Source organism: Faecalibacterium sp. OF03-6AC (assembly GCF_003478175.1).
Lineage (GTDB): Bacteria > Bacillota > Clostridia > Oscillospirales > Ruminococcaceae > Faecalibacterium > Faecalibacterium taiwanense.
Window position 1 is genome coordinate 128,965 of the sequence record NZ_QUEN01000005.1, and the last position, 24,250, is coordinate 153,214.

At 57.7% G+C, this 24,250-nt stretch carries 25 protein-coding genes; 2 read left to right on the top strand and 23 right to left on the bottom strand.

The features are described 5' to 3' along the window. Window positions 1-8: 8 nt before the first annotated feature. The 6 genes from acrB to coaD all read right to left on the bottom strand — a co-directional run bounded on the left by acrB (window position 9) and on the right by coaD (window position 5,876). The gene (gene acrB, locus DXA66_RS07555) at window positions 9-803 is read right to left on the bottom strand and encodes an acryloyl-CoA reductase electron transfer subunit gamma (RefSeq protein ID WP_097778132.1); all 795 of its coding nucleotides are present in this window, start codon (window positions 801-803) and stop codon (window positions 9-11) included. A 17-nt stretch (window positions 804-820) separates the two neighbouring features. Beyond that, on the bottom strand, window positions 821-1,990 hold the full coding sequence (locus tag DXA66_RS07560; protein WP_097778133.1) for an acyl-CoA dehydrogenase: 1,170 nt from the start codon (window positions 1,988-1,990) through the stop codon (window positions 821-823). A gap of 104 nt (window positions 1,991-2,094) precedes the next feature. Continuing rightward, entirely contained in the window at window positions 2,095-2,967 is an 873-nt protein-coding gene (locus DXA66_RS07565) for a 3-hydroxyacyl-CoA dehydrogenase family protein (protein WP_097774829.1), read from the bottom strand. A gap of 197 nt (window positions 2,968-3,164) precedes the next feature. Then, the gene (locus DXA66_RS07570; protein ID WP_097778134.1) at window positions 3,165-3,950 is read right to left on the bottom strand and encodes an enoyl-CoA hydratase-related protein; all 786 of its coding nucleotides are present in this window, start codon (window positions 3,948-3,950) and stop codon (window positions 3,165-3,167) included. Between the two features lie 122 nt (window positions 3,951-4,072). Next, window positions 4,073-5,290 carry an acetyl-CoA C-acetyltransferase gene (locus DXA66_RS07575; RefSeq protein WP_118527955.1) on the bottom strand — a complete coding sequence of 406 codons (1,218 nt, stop codon included), beginning with the start codon at window positions 5,288-5,290 and terminating at the stop codon, window positions 4,073-4,075. Window positions 5,291-5,369: 79 nt separating this feature from the next. After that, entirely contained in the window at window positions 5,370-5,876 is a 507-nt protein-coding gene (gene coaD, locus DXA66_RS07580) for a pantetheine-phosphate adenylyltransferase (protein WP_118527957.1), read from the bottom strand. Window positions 5,877-6,389: 513 nt separating this feature from the next. Here coaD and DXA66_RS07585 point away from each other — a divergent pair. Both DXA66_RS07585 and DXA66_RS07590 read left to right on the top strand, forming a co-directional pair. Continuing rightward, entirely contained in the window at window positions 6,390-7,736 is a 1,347-nt protein-coding gene (locus tag DXA66_RS07585) for a butyryl-CoA:acetate CoA-transferase (RefSeq protein ID WP_118527959.1), read from the top strand. Between the two features lie 48 nt (window positions 7,737-7,784). Beyond that, window positions 7,785-9,050, top strand: coding sequence for an AI-2E family transporter (locus DXA66_RS07590; protein ID WP_187119386.1), 1,266 nt, complete (start codon window positions 7,785-7,787; stop codon window positions 9,048-9,050). 389 nt (window positions 9,051-9,439) lie between these two features. On the opposite strand, the gene glmS is transcribed toward DXA66_RS07590, so the two are convergent. From glmS to DXA66_RS07675, 17 genes are all read right to left on the bottom strand, one after another. Next, the gene (gene glmS, locus DXA66_RS07595; RefSeq protein ID WP_118527963.1) at window positions 9,440-11,260 is read right to left on the bottom strand and encodes a glutamine--fructose-6-phosphate transaminase (isomerizing); all 1,821 of its coding nucleotides are present in this window, start codon (window positions 11,258-11,260) and stop codon (window positions 9,440-9,442) included. 301 nt (window positions 11,261-11,561) lie between these two features. Continuing rightward, complete coding sequence (locus tag DXA66_RS07600) at window positions 11,562-12,119, bottom strand: hypothetical protein (RefSeq protein ID WP_118527965.1); 558 nt, start codon at window positions 12,117-12,119, stop codon at window positions 11,562-11,564. Beyond that, the gene (locus DXA66_RS07605; RefSeq protein ID WP_118527967.1) at window positions 12,116-12,985 is read right to left on the bottom strand and encodes a DUF5685 family protein; all 870 of its coding nucleotides are present in this window, start codon (window positions 12,983-12,985) and stop codon (window positions 12,116-12,118) included. The genes DXA66_RS07600 and DXA66_RS07605 overlap by 4 nt, the downstream gene beginning before the upstream one ends. Window positions 12,986-13,257: 272 nt before the next feature. Beyond that, entirely contained in the window at window positions 13,258-14,463 is a 1,206-nt protein-coding gene (locus DXA66_RS07610) for a class I SAM-dependent RNA methyltransferase (RefSeq protein WP_118527969.1), read from the bottom strand. A 105-nt stretch (window positions 14,464-14,568) separates the two neighbouring features. Next, complete coding sequence (locus DXA66_RS07615) at window positions 14,569-15,138, bottom strand: S1 RNA-binding domain-containing protein (protein ID WP_118527971.1); 570 nt, start codon at window positions 15,136-15,138, stop codon at window positions 14,569-14,571. 39 nt (window positions 15,139-15,177) lie between these two features. After that, window positions 15,178-15,483, bottom strand: a complete 306-nt coding sequence (locus tag DXA66_RS07620; RefSeq protein ID WP_097778142.1) for a septum formation initiator family protein — start codon at window positions 15,481-15,483, stop codon at window positions 15,178-15,180. Between the two features lie 30 nt (window positions 15,484-15,513). After that, window positions 15,514-15,954: a hypothetical protein gene (locus tag DXA66_RS07625; RefSeq protein WP_118527973.1), complete on the bottom strand. Its 441-nt coding sequence runs from the start codon at window positions 15,952-15,954 to the stop codon at window positions 15,514-15,516. Then, complete coding sequence (locus tag DXA66_RS07630) at window positions 15,951-16,235, bottom strand: YabP/YqfC family sporulation protein (protein WP_097778144.1); 285 nt, start codon at window positions 16,233-16,235, stop codon at window positions 15,951-15,953. Before DXA66_RS07630 ends, DXA66_RS07625 begins: the two co-directional genes overlap by 4 nt. Before the next feature lie 48 nt (window positions 16,236-16,283). Next, a complete protein-coding gene (locus tag DXA66_RS07635) occupies window positions 16,284-16,541 on the bottom strand; it encodes an RNA-binding S4 domain-containing protein (RefSeq protein ID WP_005940129.1) in 258 nt (85 codons plus the stop codon). Between the two features lie 70 nt (window positions 16,542-16,611). Further along, window positions 16,612-16,881, bottom strand: a complete 270-nt coding sequence (locus DXA66_RS07640) for an HU family DNA-binding protein (RefSeq protein WP_097778145.1) — start codon at window positions 16,879-16,881, stop codon at window positions 16,612-16,614. Between the two features lie 55 nt (window positions 16,882-16,936). Next, window positions 16,937-17,647: a MazG family protein gene (locus DXA66_RS07645; RefSeq protein ID WP_243089054.1), complete on the bottom strand. Its 711-nt coding sequence runs from the start codon at window positions 17,645-17,647 to the stop codon at window positions 16,937-16,939. Window positions 17,648-17,808: 161 nt separating this feature from the next. Then, window positions 17,809-18,243, bottom strand: a complete 435-nt coding sequence (locus tag DXA66_RS07650; RefSeq protein ID WP_118527977.1) for a zinc ribbon domain-containing protein — start codon at window positions 18,241-18,243, stop codon at window positions 17,809-17,811. 169 nt (window positions 18,244-18,412) lie between these two features. After that, window positions 18,413-19,375, bottom strand: coding sequence for a uridine kinase (locus DXA66_RS07655; protein ID WP_097778148.1), 963 nt, complete (start codon window positions 19,373-19,375; stop codon window positions 18,413-18,415). Further along, entirely contained in the window at window positions 19,341-20,810 is a 1,470-nt protein-coding gene (hemZ, locus tag DXA66_RS07660) for a coproporphyrinogen dehydrogenase HemZ (protein ID WP_118527979.1), read from the bottom strand. The genes DXA66_RS07655 and hemZ overlap by 35 nt, the downstream gene beginning before the upstream one ends. Window positions 20,811-20,822: 12 nt before the next feature. Continuing rightward, window positions 20,823-21,440, bottom strand: coding sequence for an MBL fold metallo-hydrolase (locus DXA66_RS07665; RefSeq protein WP_118527981.1), 618 nt, complete (start codon window positions 21,438-21,440; stop codon window positions 20,823-20,825). 5 nt (window positions 21,441-21,445) lie between these two features. Then, window positions 21,446-21,907, bottom strand: coding sequence for a D-aminoacyl-tRNA deacylase (gene dtd / locus DXA66_RS07670; RefSeq protein WP_005940113.1), 462 nt, complete (start codon window positions 21,905-21,907; stop codon window positions 21,446-21,448). Window positions 21,908-21,910: 3 nt separating this feature from the next. Next, window positions 21,911-24,250: a bifunctional (p)ppGpp synthetase/guanosine-3',5'-bis(diphosphate) 3'-pyrophosphohydrolase gene (locus DXA66_RS07675; protein ID WP_097778151.1), complete on the bottom strand. Its 2,340-nt coding sequence runs from the start codon at window positions 24,248-24,250 to the stop codon at window positions 21,911-21,913.

Consider the following 24,250-nt stretch of genomic DNA (forward strand, 5'->3'; position numbering starts at 1 on the left):
TCCTTTCATCAGATCAGGTGCTTCTTGGCCAGGATACCAGCCAGCTGGGCAGCAACATCGTCGCCCTTCAGCATGGTGCCTGCGCCCTTCTGCGGAGGAGTGAAGGACTTAAAGACGTTCGTCGGAGAACCCTTCAGACCGATGGTATCAACCTCGATCAGCGGATCGTCCTTCAGTGCGTTGTAATCAAACACTTCCATCGGCTTATCGTAGCAGGTGAAGATGCCGTTCACGCTCATGTAACGGGGCTGGTTCAGCTCCTTGATGCAGGTCAGCAGGCAGGGAGTCTGCACCTTGACCATCATGTAGCCGTCTTCCAGCATACGCTTCACAGTCAGGGTGTTGCCATCCTTCTGGATGTCTGCCACATAGGTGACCTGAGGCAGATGCAGCTTTTCAGCGATCTGCGGGCCGACCTGTGCGGTATCGCCATCGATTGCCTGACGGCCGCAGAACACAACGTCCTCGGGGCCAACGCCGATCTTGTTGACAGCAGCAGCCAGGATCTGGCTGGTTGCAAAGGTATCGGAGCCGCCGAACTCACGGCCGGAGACCAGAACAGCCTTATCAGCGCCGCGGGCCAGCAGCTCACGCAGCATGCCTTCTGCCGGCGGGGGACCCATAGTAACAACAACGACCTCGCAGCCGGTCTCGTCCTTCAGCTTCAGAGCAGCCTCCAGAGCGTTCAGGTCATCGGGGTTGGTGATGGTAGCCATCGAAGCACGATCCAGAGTGCCGTCAGCCTTAACGGCGACCTTGCCGGAGGTATCAGGAACCTGCTTTACACAAACAATTGCTTTCATTGTAACTCTTGCCTCCCTTACTTCAGCAGCGCGCCGGAAATGACCATCATCTGCACTTCGCTGGTGCCCTCGTAGATCTCGGTGATCTTGGCATCACGCATCATGCGCTCGATGGGATAGTCACGGGTGTAGCCGTAACCGCCGAACAGCTGCAGGCAGCGGCGGGTCACATCGCTTGCGGTGCGGGCTGCGATCAGCTTTGCCTGAGCAGCCTCGACGCTGTAGCGGACCTTCTTACCGTCCATAGCCTCCTGCTTCTTCAGAGCAGCGGCGTAAACCAGATACTTTGCAGCCTCAACGCGGGCCTTCATCTCAGCCAGCTCGAACTGAGTGTTCTGGAAAGCTGCGATGGCACGGCCGAACTGCTTGCGCTCCTTGACGTAAGCCACGGTCTCCTCCAGAGCGCCCTCGGCAATGCCCAGAGCCTGAGATGCGATACCGATACGGCCGCCGTCCAGAGTAGCCATAGCCAGCTGGAAGCCCTTGCCGCGCACGCCCAGCATACGATCCTTCGGAATGCGGCAGTCCTCAAAGATCAGCTCGCAGGTAGAAGAACCGCGAATGCCCATCTTGTCCTCAGCCTTACCGACGGAGAAGCCCGGGTCGGTACGCTCCACGATGAAAGCAGAGCACAGCTTGGTGGGACGGCCCTTCTTGTCCAGCACATTGTCGGTGACGGCAATGACGATGAACACATCAGCAAAACCTGCATTGGTGATGAAGATCTTGGAGCCGTTCAGCACCCAGCAGTCGTCCTCTTCCTTTGCAATGGTCTGCTGGCCCTGTGCATCGGTGCCGGCACCCGGCTCGGTCAGGCCGAAAGCACCCAGCCACTCACCGCTGCACAGCTTGGGCAGATACTTTGCCTTCTGCTCGGGAGTACCATTTTCATAAATAGGAGCAGCACACAGGCTGGTGTGAGCAGAGACGATGACACCGGTGGTGCCGCAGACCTTGCTCAGTTCTTCCACTGCCATGACGTAGGACAGCACATCGCCGCCTGCACCGCCGACCTCAGTCGGGAAATAAATGCCCATCATGCCGAGCTTGCCCATCTTTTCGACGGTCTCTTTGGGGAAGTACTCTTCCGCATCAACCTTCTTTGCCAGGGGCTTGACTTCGTTCTCAGCAAACTCGCGGTACATTTTCTGTACCATCTGCTGCTGCTTGGACAGAGTAAAATCCATCGCTATATCCTCCTAACGGGTCTTTTTCATTTACCGGAATTGCCCGGTGCAAACAAATTCCTCCCGGCCGCTTTTCCACGGTCGGGAGAAACGTTTATCAGAATTTACAGCTGGTCAACAGGGGTCTTGGTGCGGTCTGCGTTGTAAACGTAGAAGCCCTTGCCGCTCTTGCAGCCCAGGTTGCCGCCGCGGACCATCTTACGGATCAGCGGGCAGGCACGGTACTTGCTGTCGCCGGTCTCCTTGTACAGCACATCCATGATGGCCAAGCAGATATCCAGGCCGATGAAGTCGCCCAGCTCCAGGGGACCCATGGGGTGGTTGGCACCCAGCTTCATAGCGGTGTCGATGCCGGCGATATCGGAAACGCCTTCCATCTTGATGAAAGCAGCTTCGTTGATCATGGGGATCAGGATACGGTTGACAACGAAGCCTGCAGCCTCGTTGACCTGAACCGGCTGCTTGCCGATGGCAACAGAGATCTCCTTGATCTTCTCAACGGTCTCAGCGGGAGTGTTGCAGCCTGCGATGACCTCGATCAGCTTCATGCGGTCTGCGGGGTTGAAGAAGTGCATGCCGACCAGCGGACGGCCAACGCCCTTGCCGATCTCGGTGATGGACAGAGAAGAAGTGTTGGAAGCGAAGATGCACTCGGGCTTGCAGATCTTATCCAGTTCGCCGAAGGTGGTCTGCTTGACCTTCATATCCTCAAAAGCAGCCTCAACGACCAGATCGCAGTCAGCGCACAGGTCTTCCTTCAGGCCCGGGGTGATGGCAGCAACGATAGCGTCTGCCTTTTCCTGCGTCATCTTTCCCTTGGCAACTAGCTTCTCGTAGCCCTTCTTGATCTTTGCCAGACCATTCTCGGCCCACTCCTGCTTGATGTCGCACAGAGCAACGGTGTTGCCCTCAACCTGTGCAAATGCCTTTGCGATGCCCTGGCCCATGGTGCCAGCGCCGATAACACCGATCTTCATAGGAAACCTCTCCTTATCAATCAATAATGTAGTTGATTTGCATCAAATGGTTACTCCTTCAGCCACGGCTTCGCCGTGACAGCTCCCTCAAGGAGGGAGCCTCTGGCGAAGAGATAAAGCTTTCGGTTTTGCCAAGGTCTCCCTCTCAGAGGGAGGTGGCATCGTGCAAGCGATGACGGAAGGAGTCTTTTTCGATTTTAGTTGTTGGTGAACACTGCCTTGGGCTTCGGCTTCTCACGGCTCAGGAAGCAGGCCATGCCTTCCTTCTGGTCGTGGGTCTCGAAGCAGTCGCCGAACAGCTTTTCCTCGACCTCAACAGCCTTCTCGATGGGCAGGCTGATGCCGCCGTTGATTGCCTTCTTGCAGTTGCGCACAGCGATGGGTGCATTCTTTGCGATCTTGCCGGCCAGCTTCAGCACGTTCTCCATCAGTTCAGCCTGAGGATACACAGCGTTCACCAGACCAATGCGCAGAGCCTCGTCCGCCTTGATGTTCAGTGCAGAGTAGACCAGCTGCTTTGCCATACCCATGCCGACCAGACGTGCCAGACGCTGGGTGCCGCCGAAGCCCGGGGTGATGCCCAGACCCACTTCCGGCTGGCCGAACACAGCGTTGTCAGAGCAGATGCGGATGTCGCAGCTCATAGCCAGCTCGTTGCCGCCGCCCAGTGCAAAGCCGTTCACGGCTGCAATAACGGGGATGGGGAAGCTCTCGATCATCAGGAACACATCATTGCCCAGCTTGCCGAAGGCCTCGCCCTCTGCCTTGGTCATGGTGCTCATTGAGCCGATATCTGCGCCTGCCACGAAGCTCTTGTCGCCTTCGCCGGTCAGAACGATGCAGCGGACAGTCTCCTGATCCACAGCCTCAAAAGCTGCCTTCAGGTCTGCCAGAACTTCGGGGTTCAGGGCATTCAGTGCCTTGGGACGGTCGATGGTGATGATCTCAACTGCGCCCTGCACCTCGGTTTTTACAAATGCCATTGTGAAAACCTCCAATTCAAATCTTATCAATTATCACAAACAGCCCCCGGACGGAGGAAAGGCTCTCCGGTTCCCTTCCCCGTCCGGGTCTGTCATTCAGTCAGGATTCCAAGAGGTGGAACTTAGTCCATCTCAACGATGGTAGCGCAGCCCATGCCGCCGCCGATGCACAGGGTAGCCAGACCCTTGTGAGCACCACGGTGCTTCATAGCATACAGCAGGGTGACCAGGATACGAGCGCCGGAAGCGCCGACCGGGTGGCCCAGAGCGATTGCGCCGCCGTTGACATTCAGCTTATCCTTATCGAAGCCCAGAGCCTCGCCGACAGCGATGGACTGTGCTGCGAAGGCCTCGTTTGCCTCGACCAGATCCATGTCAGCAACGCTCATGCCGGTCTTAGCCATGACCTTCTTGGTAGCAGCGATGGGGCCCAGACCCATGACTTCCGGCTCAACGCCAGCCAGAGCACCTGCGACCCAGGTAGCCAGAGGCTTCACGCCCAGCTCCTTGGCCTTCTCCTCGCTCATGACGACCAGAGCAGCAGCGCCGTCGTTGATGGCAGAGGAGTTTGCAGCGGTCACGATGCCGTCCTTGGTGAAAGCGGGCTTCAGCTTTGCCAGCACTTCGGGAGCGCTCAGACGGGGACCTTCATCGGTATCGAACACGGTGTCACCCTTCTTGCCCTTGATCACAACGGGAACGATCTCGTCCTTGAAAGCGCCGTCCTTGATGGCCTTGTCAGCCTTCAGCTGGCTGTTGTATGCGAACTCGTCCAGCATCTCACGGGTGATGGGGCTGTAGCCGTATTTCTTCTGATAGGTCTCGTTGGTGCAGACATTCTCAGCGGTCATGCCCATGTGCTTGTTGAAGCCGCAGGCATCCCACAGAGCATCGTTGACCATGGTATCCACGATCTCGCTCTTGCCCATGGGTGCGCCCATGCGGTAGCCGTAACGAGCCTTCTGCAGTGCGAAGGGAGCCATGTCCATGTTCTCCATGCCGCCTGCGACCACGATGTCAGCATCGCCAGCCTCGATCATCTGAGCAGCCATGTTGACGCAGTTCAGACCGGAACCGCACACCACGTTGACGGTGACAGCCGGGGTCTCGATGGGCAGGCCAGCCTTCAGAGCAGCCTGACGAGCGACGTTCTGGCCCAGACCGGCCTGAATGACGCAGCCCATGTAGACATGGTCGACCTGCTCGGGAGCGACGTTTGCACGGTTCAGAGCTTCCTTGATGACGATGGAGCCCAGCTCAGCTGCGGGAACGTTTGCCAGAGTGCCGCCGAACTTGCCAATAGCGGTACGGCATGCAGATGCGATAACGATCTTTTTCATGTGAATAGCCTCCTGAATTGTGTATGTGTTACTTTTCGTAAGCCATTTTTATCAAAACGCCCGTAGGCGCTTTTACAAATTAGGTCTCGGGGTCTTTTTTCTGCCGGATCAGCGCATACTTTTCGTTGACCGCTTTTTCCACACTGGGTGTGACGAACTTGCTGATGTCGCTGCCGTAGTAAGCTGCCTCTTTTACAATGGTGGATGAAAGGTAGCTCCACTTGATGCTCGTTGCCAGAAACATGGTCTCGATGCCGGGCATCAGTGCGTGATTGGTCTGCGCAAGCTGGATCTCGTTTTCAAAATCCGTCACCGCCCGCAGGCCCCGCACCATCACCGAAGCGTGCCGTTTCTTGGCGAACTCCACGGTCAGGCCGTCGAAGCTCTCCACCGAAACATTCTGGATGCCCTTGCAGCATTCTTTTAGAAGCTCCACGCGCTCCTCCACGGTGAACAGCGGATTCTTTGCGCTGTTGTTGAGCACCGCCACGATCAAATGATCGTTGATCTTTGCCGCACGCTTGATGATATCGAGATGCCCTTTTGTGACCGGATCGAACGAACCGGGATAAACTGCTGTTGCCATCGTTTGGTGTCCTCCTTGGGCGCTGTGAAAAGCGCGTTTTGGTTCTGCCATGATAGCACTTTCCAGTCTTGGGTGCAAGATTTTGTGCAAGCTGTACGTTTTATCGTTAAATTTTAAACAATCAACGTTGTGCCACATCGCGGCAACTTGCTACGCTATAAGTAAACCACATCGTCAAAATTTTATCAAGTCCTTTTGCAAAGATTTTTGGTTTTTAAGCACCAAACAATCGTTCAAAAACTCTGCGAATTTTGTCCATATTGCCAGTCGGCCAAAATTTTCTCGATAAACTATTGATTCCGCACATTGTTAATGTTATAACTAAGTTGCGCAGATCTGCTGCCCTGTCCGGCAGCTGCCTTCTGCTGGTTATCAGGATATCGTCCGCCTGTGTCAGAGCTGTGTTCAAATTGTCAACAGGTGGTAAACATCCTGCAAAGATTTGTTCGCGCAGGAAGAGTAAATGATAAATTTACAATTCCTTTATTTTATTATAGGAGAGGATGGTTTATAATGGATTTTACGGAACTGTATGCTCAGAAGAAAATGACCGCCGCTCAGGCTGCCGCACTGGTCAAAAGCGGTGACTGGGTGGATTACGGCTGGGCTGTGAACACCCCTGTGGCGGTGGATGCCGAGATCGCAAAGCGTCTGCCTGAGCTGGAAGGTGTCAACTTCCGCGGCGGCATCCTGATGTGGGTGCCCGCGATCTTCCAGATCGACGATCCCGCTGCACACATGACATGGAACAGCTGGCATATGGGCGGCATTGAGCGCAAGGCCATTGCACAGGGCTTCTCCTTCTACTCCCCCATCCGTTATTCCGAGCTGCCCCGCTACTACCGCGAAAGCCCGGATCCGCTGGATGTGGCGGTGTTCCAGGTGACCCCCATGGACGAGCATGGCTACTTCAACTTCGGCCCCAGTGCATCTCATCTGGGTGCTGTGTGCGAAAAAGCCAAGAAGATCATCGTTGAGGTCAACAAGAACATGCCCCGCTGCCTTGGCGGCATGGAGAACTGCATCCACATTTCTCAGGTCACCGGCATCGTGGAAGGCGAGAACCCGCCCATCGGCCAGATGGCCGCTCCCGGCGCTGCTACCGAAGTGGATCTGAAGGTTGCCAACCTGATCGTTCCGCAGATCCCCAACGGTGCCTGCCTGCAGCTGGGCATCGGCGGTATGCCCAATGCCATCGGCAGCCTGATCGCACAGAGCGATTTGAAGGATCTGGGCGTGCACACCGAAATGTATGTGGATGCCTTTGTGGATATCGCCAAGGCCGGCAAGATCACCGGTGCATGCAAGCAGCTGGACAAGGGCCGTCAGGTCTACGCCTTCGGTGCCGGCACCCAGAAAATGTACGATTACCTGAACGATAACCCGGAGTGCATGTCTGCACCCGTGGACTACACCAACGATATCCGCAGCATCTCCGCACTGGATAACTTTATTTCCATCAACAACGCTGTGGACATCGACCTGTTCGGTCAGGTGAACGCCGAGACTGCAGGCCTCAAGCACATCTCCGGTGCTGGCGGTCAGCTGGACTTCGTTCTGGGCGCATACCTTTCCAAGGGCGGCAAGAGCTTTATCTGCCTGTCCTCTACCTTCTTTAATAAGAAGACCGGCCAGCTGGAGAGCCGCATCCGTCCCACTCTGGAAAACGGCAGCATCATCACCGATACCCGTGCCAACATCCACTACCTGTGCACCGAGTACGGCTGCGTGAACCTGAAGGGCCTGACCACCTGGGAAAAGGCCGAAGCTCTGATCAGCGTAGCACATCCCGACTTCCGTGAAGACCTGATCAAGGAAGCCGAAAAAATGCACATCTGGCGCAGGAGCAACAAAATCTGATAAGTGCCGCGGAGATTCCTGCTGTCCGCGGCTGAAATGGAGTCTATCATGATGGACAAAAAGCCGCACATCAAGCCCTATCTCTACGGGATGTTGGCAGGATTTGGAGCGATCTCCCTGAGCATCATCTTCTTTTTCCTGATCTACCGCTTCGATGGTTTTGGCGATGCCATCTCCACGCTGACCGGCATTCTGATGCCATTCATCTACGGTGCCGTCATCGCCTACCTGCTCAAGCCCGTGTGCAACACCATCGAGAGCTTTCTGCGCCGGTTCATCCCGGAAAAGATGCATGGTCTGGTCAATGTGCTGTCCGTTGCGCTGACCATCCTGTTCGGCCTGCTCCTCATCTACGCTTTGTGCATGATGATCATTCCGCAGCTCATTACCAGCGTGACCACCCTGTACTACACTGCGCAGCGCAACCTCGCAAAGTTCGTGCAGTGGGCGAATCATGTGGAGTTCATTGAGAACAACCAGCAGATCATGGACATGCTCAACTCTGCTTATGCCACCATCAGCACCAATATCGATGATCTGATCAAGACCCGGCTCCTGCCCTCCATGCAGAACATCGTCAGCGGTGCCGCAGTGGGTGTGCTGAACGTAGTGACCATGGCCAAGAACCTGATCATCGGCATCATCGTGGCCGTGTATATGCTGGCCAGCCGCAAGCGCTTTGTGCAGCAGGCCAAGCTGGTGCTCTACAGCATCTTCAAGCCTCGCTGGGCAGAGCTGATCAAGGAAGAAGTGAAATACGCCGATAAGATGTTCGGCGGCTTCATCAACGGCAAGATCATGGATTCCGCCATCATCGGCGTGCTGTGCTATATCGGCTGCCTGATCTTCAAGTTCCCCAGTGCCCTTCTGGTTTCCGTGATCATCGGCGTGACCAATGTGATCCCCTTCTTCGGCCCGTTCATCGGTGCCGTGCCCGCCACCCTGCTGATCCTCATTCAGAACCCCATCAAGGCGCTGTGGTTCGTCCTGTTCGTTCTGGTGCTGCAGCAGCTGGACGGAAACGTGATCGGCCCCAAGATCCTGGGCAACACCACCGGTCTTTCCAGTTTCTGGGTACTGTTCGCCATCCTGCTGTTCGGCGGTCTGTGGGGCTTTGTGGGCATGATCGTAGGTGTGCCGCTGTTTGCAGTCATCTATGATGTGATCAAAAAGCTGGTCATCTACGGCCTGAAGCGCAACAAGGAGATCGACCTGCTGCAGACTTACCACGACAACTTCGGTGACCCGGAGGACGATGTTCCGGTAGAAACGTCTGCATCGGAAGCACCTCCTGTCGAAACAAATAATCTATAAATCACAATGCCCCGGCATTCCATGTGATATGCTGCCCCTAGAGTAGACAGAGTAAAAAACAAAAGCTCTGAGTACTCTGGGGGTATTTTCATGTCAAGAAAGAACAATCACTATTCACTGTTGACTGCTGCAACAACCGCCGTTACCAGCACCGTCTGTTCATCCAGATGCCGATGCTGGCAGATGCCGATGCAGGCTCATGTCGGTGCCATGAACCGAGCTTCCTGATCCCGATTTTGCACAAAAAATTCGCCGTCTCCTTGTGGAAACGGCGAACAAAAACCTTATATTATTTTTTCTACTTGACAGAATGCACTTCAGTGATTCAGAGCGGGTCCTGTTTTTTTATTTCTGTTTCGTGCAGAGCTTTCTGGCTGCGTTTTATGCCGTCACTCCACGGTCACGCTCTTGGCCAGATTACGCGGCTTATCCACGTCACAGCCGCGCAGAACAGCCATATAATAGGCGAACAGCTGTAACGGCACAATGAGCTGCAGCGGCATCAGGATATCCTCATACTCATCCAGCCGGATCACGGCATCTGCCACGCCTTCCGGCACCACAGCATCCTTTGTGGTAAACAGCAGCACCCTTGCGCCGCGGCTGCGGGTCTCCTTGGCATTGGAAATGGTCTTTTCGTACACCTGTTTCTGGGTGGCCAGTGCGATCACCGGCACGCCATCGGTGATCAGGCTGATGGTACCATGTTTCAGTTCACCGGCTGCATAGGCATCCGAGTGCACATAGCTGATCTCCTTGAGTTTCAGGCTGCCCTCCAGCGAGAGCGCATAGTCGAACCCGCGCCCAATGAAGAAGCAGCTCTGGGTGTTCACATAGCGGCTGGCAAGGTACTTGATCTGCTCACAATCTGCAAGGCGCGGCTTGATGACCTCCGGTGCGCGCAGCAGCTGGGCCGTAAAGCGGCGGGTCTCTGCCTCGCTCAGCCGTCCGCACGCATAGGCCAGCCGCAGTGCAAACAGATACAGCACGCACATCTGCACCATATACGCCTTGGTGGATGCTACCGCGATCTCCGGCCCGGCGTAGGTGTACATTACATAATCTGCGGCACGTGCAATGGAGCTGCCCACCACATTCACGATGGCCAGCACCGGCACGCCGCGGCTCTTGGCCAGCTTGAGCGCTGCCAACGTGTCGCTGGTCTCGCCGGACTGGCTGATGATGATGACCAGATCGTTCTTTTCCAGAATGGGGTCCCGGTAACGGAACTCGCTGGCAATGTCCACCTCGGCGGGCACACGGGCCAACGTTTCGATGGCAGACTTGCCCACCATACCGGCATGCATAGCCGTACCGCAGCCCACCAGATGCACCCGGCCAATACCGCGCAGCACTTCATCGGTCAGCTCCGGGATGCGCAGCACCGGCAGTCCGTCCTCTACACGGGGGCTGACCGTGGCCATAATGGCCGCAGGCTGCTCGTTGATCTCCTTGAGCATAAAGTGGGGATAGCCGCCCTTTTCGGCAGCTTCCATATCCCAGTCCGCCGTCAGCTGCTGGCGCTCCACCGGCTCACCAAATTCGTTGTAGAAGCGGATGCCCTCTGTGGTGCAGACGGCCATATCCCCTTCTTCCAGCACGCTGTATTTCCGGGTATACTTGAGCAGTGCCGGAATATCCGAAGCCACAAAGTTTTCGCCCTCGCCCCAGCCGACGATCAGCGGGCTTTCCCGCTTGACTGCAAAAATGGTGTCCGGGTAATCCCGGAACAGCACGGCCAGCGCATAGCTGCCGCGCACCTTGGCAAGCGCCTGCTGCAGTGCACGCAGCGGGTCACCGGTATAGCAGCTGTCGATCAACTTTACCAGCACTTCGGTGTCCGTCTCACTCTGGAAGGTATAGCCTTTTGCGGCCAAGCGCTCCTTGAGCAGGCCGTAATTTTCAATAATGCCATTGTGCACAATGCTCACACGCGGGGTCGAATGCGGGTGGCTGTTCACATCGCTGGGCTCGCCATGGGTAGCCCAGCGGGTGTGGCCGATGCCGCAGAAGCTTTGTGCCAGCTGCTGCGCCGCCAGCTTTTCCCGCAGGGCGGTGAGCCGTCCTTTGCTTTTTACCACGCGGATGCCGCCGTCCAGCGCAAGCGCCACACCGGCGGAGTCGTACCCGCGATACTCCAGCTTTTCCAGACCATCCAGCAGCACGTCCTGCGCACTGCGCTTACCGACATAACCAACAATGCCGCACATACAAAACACCTCCATACCGACCGTTCCCGCGCAAAAAGGCGCAGTGATACCCAGTCAGCTTCCTAGTACAGTTTATGTTCTTGTATGGCTTTCTTTGAAGGGATCTGTTGCGGTATTGCTGCCGTTTTTTGCCCTTCTCTGCGGCTGGTCTAGCCCTCAGCCGGAGAAACATCCGCCGAATCTTTCGATGATTCCTCTCCTCGTCACCCTCGCGGCTGTCACCCGCGTGGCCCGGCGCTTTGCGTTACCTGTGTGCTGCGCTCTCCCCTTTCTGATGCCCCATTATAGCACAAAGGCTGGCTCAGCGCCAGCCCAAAGTTTTATGAAGTTTCGGCCGCCAGACCAGCCGGTACATCATGAGCATGTTATGCAATGCCCGGTCGTACAGCACAAAGGCAACATTGCCCATGGCCAGCGTTGCCAGCGAGACCGCCAGCGCGGTGGTGCGCAGCTCCTGCGAAATGCTGCCCGCCGGCACCAACAGAAATACCAGCCCGTACATGGCCAGCACTGTGCCGTTGCACAGCAGCAGCTTGCAGACAATGCACAGAACCGCAGGGCGGATGCGCTCAAACTTCGGCTTTGCCAGCGGGTAATACCCCAGCAAAAACACAAAGATCAGCGCTACTTCCTTATCCGGCACGAACAGCAGTGCCAGCAGGCTGACTGCCGCATAGGCCGTCAAAGCCAGCTGCATCCCGCACTCCACGCAGACTGTTGCAACAAGAAAGCCCGCCACTGCAGGCGCAATGAACATGGCAATGGGGATCACAGCTCCCAGCAGCATCAGTGCGACGCACAGCGCCGCCACAATGCCGCAGTAAGCCATGGCCCAGCTTTTTTGATGGTTTTGCTTCATGGGATCTCCCAGTTTTCATGCTCAGCACCGGCTTCCAGCGGGTCCACCGCATGGTGCAGACCAAGCAGCATGATGTTATCCAGCAGGCCGCGGTTCAATTTGATGTCCAGCATACTGTACACGCGAATCAGATCGTTGGCGGCAGCCAGTGCCTGACGGCGGGCATTCTCCACCGCCGCAGCCTGTCCCTGCAGGTCGTTGACTACGAACACGTTGTAGCGGCCACTGCGCTTGTCCATCTCAAAGCGCTCAGCCTTATCCAGCAGGTAAAAAATGCGGCCGATGCTGCTGCCGATGTAGCGCATGCTCTTGCGCTGGCTGGGGTCGTCGGTGGCAAGGGTGGAATACAGTGCACCGTAAATGTTGCTCATGGGTTCAGCGGCAAGAGAGTAGTTCTTGGCGCTCAGGTTCATCTGCACCACGGCCTGATCCCGCTCCTGCACGAACAGCCGTTCCAGCGCCGGGTTCTCCTGCACGGCACGCTCATAGGCGCGGCGCAGCAGCAAACGGTCCACCGCACGGCGCAGGCGCTTGAGCGGCCGCAGCTCGCTGTATTTGCGGTCCTGCAGGTTGTGCCAGCCCAGCAGCACCTCCACCTGTGCGGCCAGCCGGATGCCCTGGGTCTGGCACATGAGCCTGCGCCAGGCCAGTGTGCCCGGGACCCGCTTGCGCTGGCAAGTGGCCTGCCGCCCGGCCAGACTGTCCGAAAGGATGGCAAACAGCACGCCGTTGCTCCGCAGCAGATGGCAGGAATATAATCCGTACGCCTCGTACAGCTGACGTCGCACCCCGCGCAGATAGCGCAGGTAGATATTGTAATCCCGGATGGTGAGCTCCGGCAGATATGGCCGCATCCTACCCTTCATACGCACCTTTTCCTCCTCGGAAGAACCGCAGAATAATAAGGTAAGTATAATCCATTTTCAGCCCGGGTTCAACCATCCTTTGTAAAAAGAGCATGAATTTGTCTCATCTTTGCCGCACGTGGCACGGAACACAGCGTAAAACTTCCTGTGTTTGCGTTCATTTCCATCTCCTGCCAATTCAGATCCCGCTTTGTTTTTTTTTTCGGTAATTACCGGCTGCAATGTAAAAAGCCGCACTGGACAGCTCCGGTGCGGCAGGTAACATTTTTCAATTACTTCTTGTTAAAGCGGTTCGGTGCAGTGCGCTTGCCGTCAAAGCCGGACTTCGGCATCGGCTTTGCAGTGTGCTCAAGCTTGGGCGCGCTGTAGTACATATACAGCTGGCAGGGGATCATGCCGTTGTACATCTTGCGGCGCTTGTTGGCACGCTTGCCGTAGTGGGTCTCAAAATCCATATCGGCAGTGATCGCATACACGCCTGCACAGGGGTGTGCTTCCATCTGCCGGCCCAGCGTGCGGGCCAGCTTTGCAGCACCTTCAATGGTGCTCATGCGCTCGCCATACGGGGGATTCGTCAGCACGATGGCCTCCTGCTTTGCGGCAAAGTCGGCCACATCAGCCACTTCAAAGTGGCAGCGCTTTTCCACACCGGCCAGCTTTGCGTTGGCGTTGGCCAGAGCCACAGCGGCAGGGTCGATATCATAGCCAAAGGCTTCAAAGCCCACATCCAGCTTGGCCTCGGCCAGTGCCTTCTGACGCTGCTCGGCCCAGATGGCTGCCGGCACAAAGCCATAGCGCTCGGCGGCAAAGCGGCGCTTCAGGCCGGGGGCAATGTTCATGGCTTTCTGAGCAGCTTCGATCAGCAGCGTGCCGCTGCCGCAGAAGGGGTCCTCCACCAGACTGTCGCGGCGCACACGGCCAAGGTCTGCAATGGTAGCGGCCAAAGTCTCGCGGATGGGTGCCTCCATGGCGTTGCGGCGGTAGCCGCGCTTGTGCAGGCCCTCGCCGGTGGTGTCCAGCATGATCTCACACTGATCCTTGCGCAGCATGAAGCGGATCTTGTACTCCGCGCCGGTCTCCGGCAGCACAGAGGTGTGGTGCTTTGCCATCAGGCGCTTGACCACAGCTTTTTTGATGATGCTCTGGCAGGCAGGCACACTGGACAGCTGGCTGTTCAGTGAAGAGCCGGTGACCGGAAAGGCTGCGTCTGCGGGCAGCAGCTCCTCCCACGGGATATCGTACACGCCGTCGAACAGGTCATCAAAGGTGGCGGCCCTGTAGCGGGCCAGCAGCAGCATCACGCGCTCCACCGTGCGCAGATTGAGGTTTGCAGCAGCGATCATCTCTGCGCCGCCGGCAAAGCTCAGACGGCCATCGTCCACGCGGATATTCTCTGCGCCGATGCGGGTCAGCTCAAATTTTGCAGTGGATTCACACCCAAAAAAGCAGGGCGCGATCAGTTCAAATTTTGCAGGCATTGTGTTTCCTTTCTTTTATTACGGAAAAAACAGACCTGCCCGATCAAATGAGACAGGTCTGTTTCCGTTATTTTGATCAGGCTTGAAAAGCGCAGGCCTTTCCGCTCAGCGGCGGCCACCGCGGCCGCGAGGCGCATAACCACCGCCGCGGCGGTTATTGGTCTCGTGATCAAGATCGGCCATCTTCTCTTCGCTCTGGCTCTTGAAGCGGCTCATCATGTCCTCAAAACTCATGTTATCGGAACGGACGGGAGCCTTGGGCTGCCATACACGGGGTGCGCTGTCGCGGGCAGGGCCTCTGCCGCCCTCACGCGGGGGGCGGCCAGCGCTGCCGCGGCCTGCACCAAAATGACCACCCTCGCGGGGGCCGCCCGGACGGGGACCACCAGAGCGCGGACCGCCTGCAGGGCCTCTGCCCTCACGCGCCGGGCGCGGAGGCGGCGGCAGCAGGCGCTTGATGGACAGCGCGATCTTGCCATCCGGTGCAATGTTGATCACCTGCACCTTGACGATATCACCATCGTGCAGAACAGCTGCAATGTCCTGCACGAACTCGTTGGACACCTCGGAAATATGGACCATGCCCACACGGCCCTCCGGCAGTGCGACAAAAGCGCCAAACGGCTTTACACCGGTGACGCGGCCCTCGAATACGTTCCCTACCTCAATTGCCAAAACTCAATACTCCTTGTTTTCCATAGAATGGGCAGCAATTCAGCTGCCGGTCACATCCACAAAGATGCGCTCGTTGGGTGCAGCGTAATTGTAAGAATCCCGCGCGACCCACTCGGTGATCTGGTCTGCATCGCCGCTGAGAATGCGCTGCATCTCCTCGTTTTCAGTCTTTTGCTGGGCGATCTGCTCGTTCAGCGTGTCCAGCTCCGCATGTTTGGAGCTGATGGTGACCTGATTGGAAATGTATGCTGCCAGCATACTCAGCAGCAGCAGGACAAAAAACACCCGTACAAGCGTTTTAACGACCACTTTCTTCTTGCGTTTTCTGCGGTCCGGTGCTGCCATGATCTCTTCTGCCCCCGTTGCATTTGACTCTTACTTTAACACATATGAATTATACATCATGCGGCGCTGGTTTGGCAAGTTCTTTTTGCGCTTTTTTGCAGTTCTTTTTGCGCTGCGGCGTAGTTTGCGCGCCTTTCTCCGCCGGGCGCGCCGCCGCTCTGCCGGCCGGAGCACCCGGCGCTGTAAAACGCCTCCCGCTGCACGCAGCGGTGCACCCAGCACAAAGGCTGCTGCACCGGCACCGGCAAAGGCTGCCGCAGCCATGTACCAGCGCAGAACACCGGCACTGCTCTGCCCTGCTGCGTAGCTCTGCACAGCAGCCAGCACAGCACCCATCCACACCAGATCCGGCGCAAAAGCTGCACGCCCTCTGGCCGGGAATACAGCCCGCAGTGCGCCGATACTGGCTCCCAGCACCGTGCAGGCAGCGATCTCCTGCCCAAGGGCTGCAGGCGGCAGTACCGGGATCATCGCAGCAGGCGGCGCAGAAAACCGCCCGCCGGTACGCTAGCCGTATATTCCAGCGTGTCGATGCGGCCGGTGAACTTCGCCTCCCCGGTCTCCAGATCCAGCGCCGCCATGTTCAGCTGCGCCCCGGTCAGGTGCAGCGTACCCTTGCCCGTTTCCATGGCAGCGCTGTCGGCATTGCAGTGCAGTACCTTCTGCACACCGGTCACCGTCAGGCGGGCGCGGCTTTCCAGGATCAGATCGTGCGGCGCGGGCTGCGGGTCTCTGGGTGTTTTTTCCGGCATGGTTCGTCTCCCCTTTTCTGGTGCATCCTATGCACCGGACCGGGGCTTTTATGCCTGCTCGCCCTCTGCAATGATCTCGTACATCTCGCGGGCCACATCCTTGGTGCGCGGCTCCACATCCGAGAGCACCTTTACCTTGATGGGCCGGTTGCCGAAGGTCACTTCGATGATGTCGCCCGCCTTGACGGCCTGACTGGCCTTGGCGATCTTGCCGTTGATGAGGATGCGGCCTGCATCGGCCACCTCGTTTGCCACGGTGCGGCGCTTGATCAGGCGCGAAACTTTCAAATATTTATCCAGACGCATGGATCTTCCTCCTGTTACAAAAAATGCCGCCGCACCCTCTTGCAGGCAGCGGCGGCAAAGCAGATACAGCTTACAGGGTGTCCTTCAGGGACTTGCCGGGCTTGAACACGATGCTGCGGGAAGCGGCAATGGTGATCGGCTCACGGGTGCGGGGGTTGATGCCCTGACGCTCGGCGCGCTCACGCACCTCAAAGGTGCCAAAGCCGGAAATGGTGATCTTTTCGCCCTCAGACATGGCCTTGCTCAGTGCTTCAAACACAGCATTGACAGCCTGCTCAGCACTCTTCTTGCTCATCTCAGTGTTCGCAGCAACCTGTGCGATCAGATCGGTCTTCGTCATAAAAATACCCTCCAGATTTGTTACTTGGTGTTCTTTTTTTCTCTATCGGAGCAGGTCACTCGACCTGAGTACCGCTTTGTTCTTTCTGCGCCAGCAGTTCTGCACAATAGCGCTTGGATGCAAAGGTCAGCGCTTCCTCCGCGTCCACACCTGCCAGCCGCATGGCATTGGCCGCAGCAAACAGCAGTTCTCCCGCCGCCTGTGCGTCCTGTTCCCGGTTCCAGTCGTCCAGCGCTGCCTGCAAAGCCTGCCGTGCCGTTTCCGGCACAGACTGCTCTGTCCCGCAGCGGTCGGCACGCTTCTGCAGCTTCTGGGCACGCATCAAAGCAGGCAGCGTAACCGGCACTGTGCCCAGCTCATCAGCCAGAGTGGTGCGGCCCTTTTCCTTATTTTTGAGCGCATCCCAGCCGTTTATACCCGCATTTTGTGCCGCCGAGGACGCAAAGATGTTCGGATGCCGGAACACCAGCTTCTCGCACACCTCACGACAGACATCCTCAAACGTAAAGCGCCCGCGCTCTTCTTCGATCACCGCATGGAACGCCACCTGCATCAGCACATCGCCCAGCTCTTCCTGCATCAACTGCGGATCGTCAGCATCAATGGCCTCCAGCGCTTCGCAGGTCTCTTCCAGAAAGTTCTTCCGGATGGAAGCATGGGTCTGTACCTTATCCCACGGACAGCCGTTCTCCGGGTCCCGCAGGATACGCAGAATTTCCAGCAGCTGCTCTGCCGTATAGGGTGCCTTTGGCTGCCAGTCCAGCACAGCGTTCACCTGCCTTGTAAAAGATACTGTATATTGTATCGCATCTCATGCAGTTTTGCAAGACAAAGTGCGCAAATTTCCCGCATTTCGCCTGCATTTTCCGCTCGCAAAAACAGGACGGTGTCCTGTGGGGAGCGCCGCCCTGTTGCTGAACCGTTTTATTACAGCTGTGCACCGCACTTGTTGCAGAACAGTGCATCGTCCGAGACGGGAGCACCGCACTGCGGGCAGGCTTTGTGCTCTTCCGGCACAGCTTCGGCAGCAGGGGCTTCCGGCTGGTCGGCAGGAACTTCCTCGTGCACCACATATTCCGCCTCGGCAGCTTCCGCCGGGGTCAGGGATGCTTTCAGGCGGGCGATCTCCTGCTCGATGTGATCGATCATCTCGATATACCTATCCACCAGCGGCTGGTTCTCTTCCTTGCCCTTGGCCAGACTGTACACCAGTGCGCCCAGCTGGCGCTGTGCCTTGAGCAGCTTGCCCTGCTCATTTACGATCAAAGCCTGAGTCTTGCCCTTTTCGGCCAGATCCAGCGCAGCGTTCTTGCCTTTTTCGGCATATTCCAGACCCATTTCCTTGATCTTGTTGAAATCCATAAAAGACACCTCTCTTACTATCGGCCTGTTTATCGTGGGCCATGTGCGGATGTTATCTCCATTATAGCGCACAAGCCGCTCATTTGCAACGAACGGGCCGCATTTTTTACAGTTCGGTGCCGGTTTGGAAACAATTTTTTCGCATTCGGCCTAAATTTACACGATAAGTTCACACATCGGCATTCTGTGCCCTGCGGTCGGCTGCGCCGCCGTAGAATTCCCGCAGCATGCTGTCCTCCGGCAGCAGCTCCAGCTCCAGCGGTGCCACATGCTCAAAGCGGCGGGCTGTCTCGTCCCACAGCTCTGCATTGTGGCCTTCCAGCGTGAACTGACGGCGCACCACGCCCAGCAGCTTGGAGATCAGGCCCAGCTCGTAGGTAAAGGAGGTATCCAGCAGAAAATCTGCCGTGGTCTTGAAGCCCTTGATATACCGCGTCTCACCGTCCAGCACGCGGTCCCACATGGCAAGGGTCTTTTCCGGGCTGCGGCCGCGCGCTGCAGCGTCCCGCAGGGTGCGGCGGCACAGGCGGATATCCTGCGTGTTGATGACGCGGCGGCCATCGATGCAGTATTCCTCCCGCAGGCCTGCATAGATGCGGTAGATGTCGTCGCCCTTTACAAGGCCGGTCAGCTCCGGGTTCAGCGCATGGATGCCCTCCACGATGCATACACCGCCCTGCAGGTCGATGGGCTCCACCTCTGCCGAGCGCTTTTCGGCAGAGAAATCGTAGATGGGCAGCACGGTCTTGCCCGTCTCGCTCAGCTCCCGCAGGCACTGCTTGATGAGAGGCAGATCCAGCGTATCGGGGTTCTCGTAGTCCAGCGTGCCGTCCGGCAGGCGCGGATAGAACTCTGCGCCTTTGAAGAAATTATCCAGACTGACCACCTGCGCCGGGGTCCCGCGCTTTTGCAGAGCCTTTGCAATGCAGTGGGCGCTGGTGGTCTTGCCGCTGGCCGACGGGCCGGTGAGCATGACGATCTTTGCGCCGGAAAGCTGCACTTTCTGGGCGGCGTAATCTACCCTTTGGGCATAGCTCTGCTCACTCAGGTCGGCAAGTGCCTGCGGGCTGCGGGCTGCCACATTGTACAGATCGATCTCAACCAGACGTTTGGGTACCCAAATCGTGATCATAAAAATCAGCCACTCCTTTTTTGCGTTCCAGCACCTCCGCAAAACGCTGGATATATTCGTTCGGATACTTAAAATTGAAAATGCGCTGCATCCGTTTGCCGCCGTCGGCCACCAGCTTGGTGCTGCCGCCTGCACCGGCGGAGAGGATGGTCTGGACTTCCTCCATGATATAGATGTTGTAATATCCCTCGTGGCCCGGCTTGCACCAGCCCACGTTTTCCAGGTTCTGCAAGGTATTCTTCTGGCGGTAGAGGTAGTAGGGCCGATAACCCGCCTCGGCCAGCAGATGGCACTTTTCCAGCATGGCGGCTACATCGGCGTAGTCGTTCTCCTTCTGGTCCTCAATGACGATGCGGGAAGCGCGCTTGAGGGTGAGGGTGTGCACGGTGATGTTCTCCGGGTCCAGCGCGATGGCCTGCCGCAGGCTGCGCTCAAAACTTTCCACCGTATCGCCGGGCAGACCGGCGATCAGGTCCATGTTGATATCATCATGACCGGCCTTGCGCGCTTCGGCATAGCAGTCCAGAATGTCCTGCGCCGAGTGCTTGCGCCCAATGCCCGCCAGCACCTCGTCCGAGAAGGTCTGCGGGTTGATGGAGATGCGGGTAGCGCCGTATTCCTTGATGACCGCCAGCTTTTCGGCATCCGTGCAGTCCGGACGGCCTGCCTCCACCGTATATTCCACGACCTTCGAGAGGTCAAAATTCGCCCGGACCGTGCCCATCAGCTGCCGCAGCTGGTCGGCAGACAGGCTGGTGGGCGTGCCGCCGCCAATGTAGATGCTGCAAAGGGTAAGCCCCGCCTTTTCTGCCTGAATGCGGATCTCTTCCACCTCTTTGCACAGGCAGTCCACATAGGGCTGCACCATCTTGCGGTCGCGGTCCAGATTGCAGCTGACAAAGCTGCAGTAGCTGCACCGGGACGGGCAGAACGGGATGCCGATGTACAGGCTGTAGGTCCCGGGTTCATTGCCCACTTTCAAAATCGGCTCCTGCAGGTCGGCAATGGCCTTGGCCATCTGGTATTTCTGCTGGGAGCAGTCGAACCGGTCAAGGAAAAAGTGGTCGATCTCCGCTTCCGTCCAGCCTGCGGCGCGCTTGTCGTGGATGAGCCGCACCGGGCGCACACCGGTCATTTTGCCCCATGGCGGGCGGATGCCGGTCCAATCCCGCAGCAGATCATAGGTCAGGCTGGCAAGGCTGAATTCCGGGGTCTCGCCGCCCTGTTCCACAGGCGCGGGCAGCGGTGCGTGTCGTTCAGCACTTCTGCCGTCCTGACGCACCAGTGCATGCAGACCGTCCGGCGTTTTTTCTGCCCAGACGCAGTCCTCGGCGTTCTCCGGCGGGGTGAGGGTGAGCGGTGCCATGGGGTAAAACAAACGCACCAGATGCTCCACTTCGTAGCCGGAAGGCAGGCCGGTAATATAAATCTTCATGTTGTTCACTCTTTAAAATAAATCATTGTTGCCGCGCACAGCGCTGCGGATGAAGTAATTGTTGTCCAGTTCATCGCCAAAGGTGGAGAACTCGCCATGGCCGGGCAGCACCTGCGTACTGCGCGGGATGGGCAGCTTTGCCAGTTTACGCAGACTCTCGGCCATCTGTGCACTGCTGCCGCCCTCCAGATCGGTACGGCCGATGCTGCCTGCAAACAGGGTATCGCCGCAGAAGAGATACTCGCCGCACAGCAGCACCACGCCGCCGGGCGTATGGCCGGGCGTGTGCCAGACCGTGAACTGCAGCTCGTCTACCGAGACAGTCTCCCCTTCTGCGTAGCCGCAGTCCGCTGCGTTCAGCGGATACATGCGGTCGCCTGCAAGGTCGGCAGCCTCACAGTAGAGCTTTGCGTTCCACTCGGTGCGCAAGGCTTCGGCGCTGCCCACATGGTCGTAGTGGCCGTGGGTGCACAGGATGGTGGTGAGCTGCGCATTGTTTTCCTTTAAAATTTTATCGTAGGTCTGCGCATCTGCCGCCGGATCAATGATCACGGCATGGCCTGCGTCGGAAATGAGCAGGAAGGTATTGGTATACAGCGGCGCAGCGCCCGGAATATGAAAAGCCTGCATGGCGGTCACTCCTTTTTCTTCCACTCGTCGGTATCGATGATAATGGTGCAGGGTCCTTCGTTCACAAGAGCCACCTGCATGTCCGCGCCAAACTCGCCGTGCTGAACATCCTTCAGGCCCTGTTTGTTCATCTCTGCAAGGAACAGCTCATAAGCATCCACGGAGAGCGGCGGCTTTGCGGCCTTGATAAAGCTAGGCCGGTAGCCTTTTTTCGTGTCGCCGTAAAGGGTGAACTGGCTCACCACCAGAGCCGAATAGCCAAGGTCCTTTGCGCTGAGATTCAGCTTGCCCTCTGCGTCCGGAAAGATGCGCAGGCCCGCGCATTTATCGGCAAGCTTGGGCACGATGTCCAGACTGTCGGTATCCCTGACACCCAGCAGGATCATAAGGCCCGGCCCGATGGCCCGCGGCTCACCGCCGTTTACCCGCACACTGGCGGAAGAGACCGCCTGAATGACTGCACGCATGTTTTAGCTCCTTGTCACCTTGAGCACGTCCTTTACCTTGGAAAGTCTTGCGACCACACGGTTGAGGTGCTCGGTATTGTTGATGCCGATGGTCAGGCTGACCATGGCGCAGTTGTTTTCCACCTGACGGGCGTTCACCGCATAGATGGGCACCCGGATATCCGCCAGCGCAGCCAGCACATCCTGCAGCAGCTCGTTGCGGTTCAGCGCGATGATCTCAATGCCGGCCTTATAGCTGTCCTTGACGCTGTCGGCCCAGTACGCCTTGACCCAGCGGGGGGCGTTGGTGGGATCCTTCATGCTGGAAATGGCGTTCACGCAGCTCTGCTTGTGGATAGAAACGCCAAAGCCGCGGGTGATAAAGCCCACGATGGGGTCGCCCGGCAGCGGGCTGCAGCACTTGGCAAACTTGATGGGGGTGTTATCGAAGCCTTCCACCACCACGCCGTCGGTAGCGTGCACACGGCTCAGATCCACCTTAGGCAGGTCTTCCCCGGCCTTTTCCTCCGAAGTTTTCAGCTTCTGCCACTCCTCCTTGAGCTTGGGCAGGCAGTTGGCAATGGTCATGCCGCCGTAGCCGATGGCGGCATAAAGCTCCTCGGCATTGTTCTGGCGCAGGCGGCGGGAACAGCTGTTGATAAAATCGTCCAGCTGGTCGTCCGGAATGATGATCATTTCCCTGCGCAGCTCACGGGCCAGCGCATCACGTCCCTGCGTGATATTTTCCTCGCGGCGCATCTTTTTGAACCAGTTTCGGATCTTGCTCTTCGCTTCGCTGGTGCGCACGATCTTGAGCCAGTCGCGGCTGGGGCCTTTGTCCGCCGGGCCAAGGATCACTTCGATGATCTCGCCGGTGGAAACGATGTGGTCGATGGGCACCATGCGGTTGTTCACCTTGCAGCCCACCATGCGGTTGCCCACCGCCGAATGGATCGCATAGGCAAAATCGATGCAGGTGGCGCCGGTGGGCAGGTTGATGACATCGCCCTTGGGGGTAAAGGCAAACACTTCCTCCGGCAGCAGGTCGCTCTTGAGGTCGTGCAGCAGATTGCCGGAATCCTCGCTGACGCGCTGGTTTTCCAACAGCTGGCTCACCCATGCCAGACGTTCGTCCAGCTTGTCGTGGCCATCCAGACCTTCTTTATACTTCCAGTGGGCCGCAACGCCGTACTCGGCCTGCTCGTCCATCTTGCGGGTGCGGATCTGCACCTCAAAGGGGATGCCCTCGTGGCCGATGACGGTGGTGTGCAGGCTCTGGTAGCCATTGGGCTTGGGAGTGGAGATATAGTCCTTGAAGCGGTTGGGCAGCGGATGGTACATATCGTGGATGAGGCCCAGAGTGCTGTAGCACTCGGCCAGCGTATCCAGAATGACACGCACCGCATAGATATCGTAGATTTCATCAAAGGACTTGTTCTGCATGATGGTCTTGCGATAGATGCCGTAAATGCTCTTGACGCGGCGCTTGATGGTGGCACCCTCAATGCCGCTCTCGGCCAGCCGCCGCTCGATCACACCGGACACCTTTGCAAGGAACTCCTCGCCTGCACGCTCACTGAGCATCCGGCTGATCTCCTCGTAGCCCACAGGGTCAAGGTAATGCAGGCTGCGGTCCTCCAGCTCTTCCTTCACGTTCAGGATGCCCAGACGGTTGGCGATGGGGGCATACACCTCCATGGTCTCGCGGGCTTTATCGCGGCGCTTCTGTTCCGGCCATGCATCACCGGTGCGCATGTTGTGCAGCCGGTCGCACAGCTTAATGATCATCACGCGCACATCGCGGCTCATGGCCAGCAGCATTTTGCGCAGGTTTTCGGCCTGCAGTTCTTCAATGTTGGAGAACTGGATCTTGGTCAGCTTGGTCACGCCGTCCACCAGCAGGGCAACTTCCTCGCCAAAGGCAGCTTTCAGGTCGTCCAGCGTAGTGGGAGTGTCCTCCACCACATCGTGCAGCAGGGCCGCAGCAATGCTCTCGGAGTCCATACCAAGATCCAGCACCAGCCGTGCCACAGCCAGCGGATGGCAGATATACGGCTCGCCGCTGCGGCGGCACACCCCCTTGTGGGCAGTGTTGGCAAGGTCATATGCCTTTTCGATCATCTCCATATTGTAGGAGCGGCCGCTGGCCTTGATGGCCTCACACAGCTTTTCCCAGGTAACGATCTCCGGCCGCACCTCCGAAGGCAGAGTTCCTTCCGGTGCATCGGCCAGCTGTGCTGTTGCAGAAACGGTAGCCGTTTCCTGCACCGGTACCGGCTGATGCAGGTGGGTCTTTGCGGAGTAGAGATCCTCTTCCCGCACCGGCTTCGGTGCAGGGACAGCAGTTTTCTTTCCCTCTGGCAT

Excerpts from the sequence above, each read along its gene's own strand:
- acrB (WP_097778132.1), bottom strand. The coding sequence starts at position 803 with ATGAAAGCAATTGTTTGTGTAAAGCAGGTTCCTGATACCTCCGGCAAG.
- DXA66_RS07560 (WP_097778133.1), bottom strand. The coding sequence starts at position 1,990 with ATGGATTTTACTCTGTCCAAGCAGCAGCAGATGGTACAGAAAATGTAC.
- DXA66_RS07565 (WP_097774829.1), bottom strand. The coding sequence starts at position 2,967 with ATGAAGATCGGTGTTATCGGCGCTGGCACCATGGGCCAGGGCATCGCA.
- DXA66_RS07570 (WP_097778134.1), bottom strand. The coding sequence starts at position 3,950 with ATGGCATTTGTAAAAACCGAGGTGCAGGGCGCAGTTGAGATCATCACC.
- DXA66_RS07575 (WP_118527955.1), bottom strand. The coding sequence starts at position 5,290 with ATGAAAAAGATCGTTATCGCATCTGCATGCCGTACCGCTATTGGCAAG.
- coaD (WP_118527957.1), bottom strand. The coding sequence starts at position 5,876 with ATGGCAACAGCAGTTTATCCCGGTTCGTTCGATCCGGTCACAAAAGGG.
- DXA66_RS07585 (WP_118527959.1), top strand. The coding sequence starts at position 6,390 with ATGGATTTTACGGAACTGTATGCTCAGAAGAAAATGACCGCCGCTCAG.
- DXA66_RS07590 (WP_187119386.1), top strand. The coding sequence starts at position 7,785 with ATGATGGACAAAAAGCCGCACATCAAGCCCTATCTCTACGGGATGTTG.
- glmS (WP_118527963.1), bottom strand. The coding sequence starts at position 11,260 with ATGTGCGGCATTGTTGGTTATGTCGGTAAGCGCAGTGCGCAGGACGTG.
- DXA66_RS07600 (WP_118527965.1), bottom strand. The coding sequence starts at position 12,119 with ATGAAGCAAAACCATCAAAAAAGCTGGGCCATGGCTTACTGCGGCATT.
- DXA66_RS07605 (WP_118527967.1), bottom strand. The coding sequence starts at position 12,985 with ATGAAGGGTAGGATGCGGCCATATCTGCCGGAGCTCACCATCCGGGAT.
- DXA66_RS07610 (WP_118527969.1), bottom strand. The coding sequence starts at position 14,463 with ATGCCTGCAAAATTTGAACTGATCGCGCCCTGCTTTTTTGGGTGTGAA.
- DXA66_RS07620 (WP_097778142.1), bottom strand. The coding sequence starts at position 15,483 with ATGGCAGCACCGGACCGCAGAAAACGCAAGAAGAAAGTGGTCGTTAAA.
- DXA66_RS07625 (WP_118527973.1), bottom strand. The coding sequence starts at position 15,954 with ATGATCCCGGTACTGCCGCCTGCAGCCCTTGGGCAGGAGATCGCTGCC.
- DXA66_RS07630 (WP_097778144.1), bottom strand. The coding sequence starts at position 16,235 with ATGCCGGAAAAAACACCCAGAGACCCGCAGCCCGCGCCGCACGATCTG.
- DXA66_RS07635 (WP_005940129.1), bottom strand. The coding sequence starts at position 16,541 with ATGCGTCTGGATAAATATTTGAAAGTTTCGCGCCTGATCAAGCGCCGC.
- DXA66_RS07640 (WP_097778145.1), bottom strand. The coding sequence starts at position 16,881 with ATGACGAAGACCGATCTGATCGCACAGGTTGCTGCGAACACTGAGATG.
- DXA66_RS07650 (WP_118527977.1), bottom strand. The coding sequence starts at position 18,243 with ATGGATTTCAACAAGATCAAGGAAATGGGTCTGGAATATGCCGAAAAA.
- DXA66_RS07655 (WP_097778148.1), bottom strand. The coding sequence starts at position 19,375 with ATGATCACGATTTGGGTACCCAAACGTCTGGTTGAGATCGATCTGTAC.
- hemZ (WP_118527979.1), bottom strand. The coding sequence starts at position 20,810 with ATGAAGATTTATATTACCGGCCTGCCTTCCGGCTACGAAGTGGAGCAT.
- DXA66_RS07665 (WP_118527981.1), bottom strand. The coding sequence starts at position 21,440 with ATGCAGGCTTTTCATATTCCGGGCGCTGCGCCGCTGTATACCAATACC.
- dtd (WP_005940113.1), bottom strand. The coding sequence starts at position 21,907 with ATGCGTGCAGTCATTCAGGCGGTCTCTTCCGCCAGTGTGCGGGTAAAC.
- DXA66_RS07675 (WP_097778151.1), bottom strand. The coding sequence starts at position 24,250 with ATGCCAGAGGGAAAGAAAACTGCTGTCCCTGCACCGAAGCCGGTGCGG.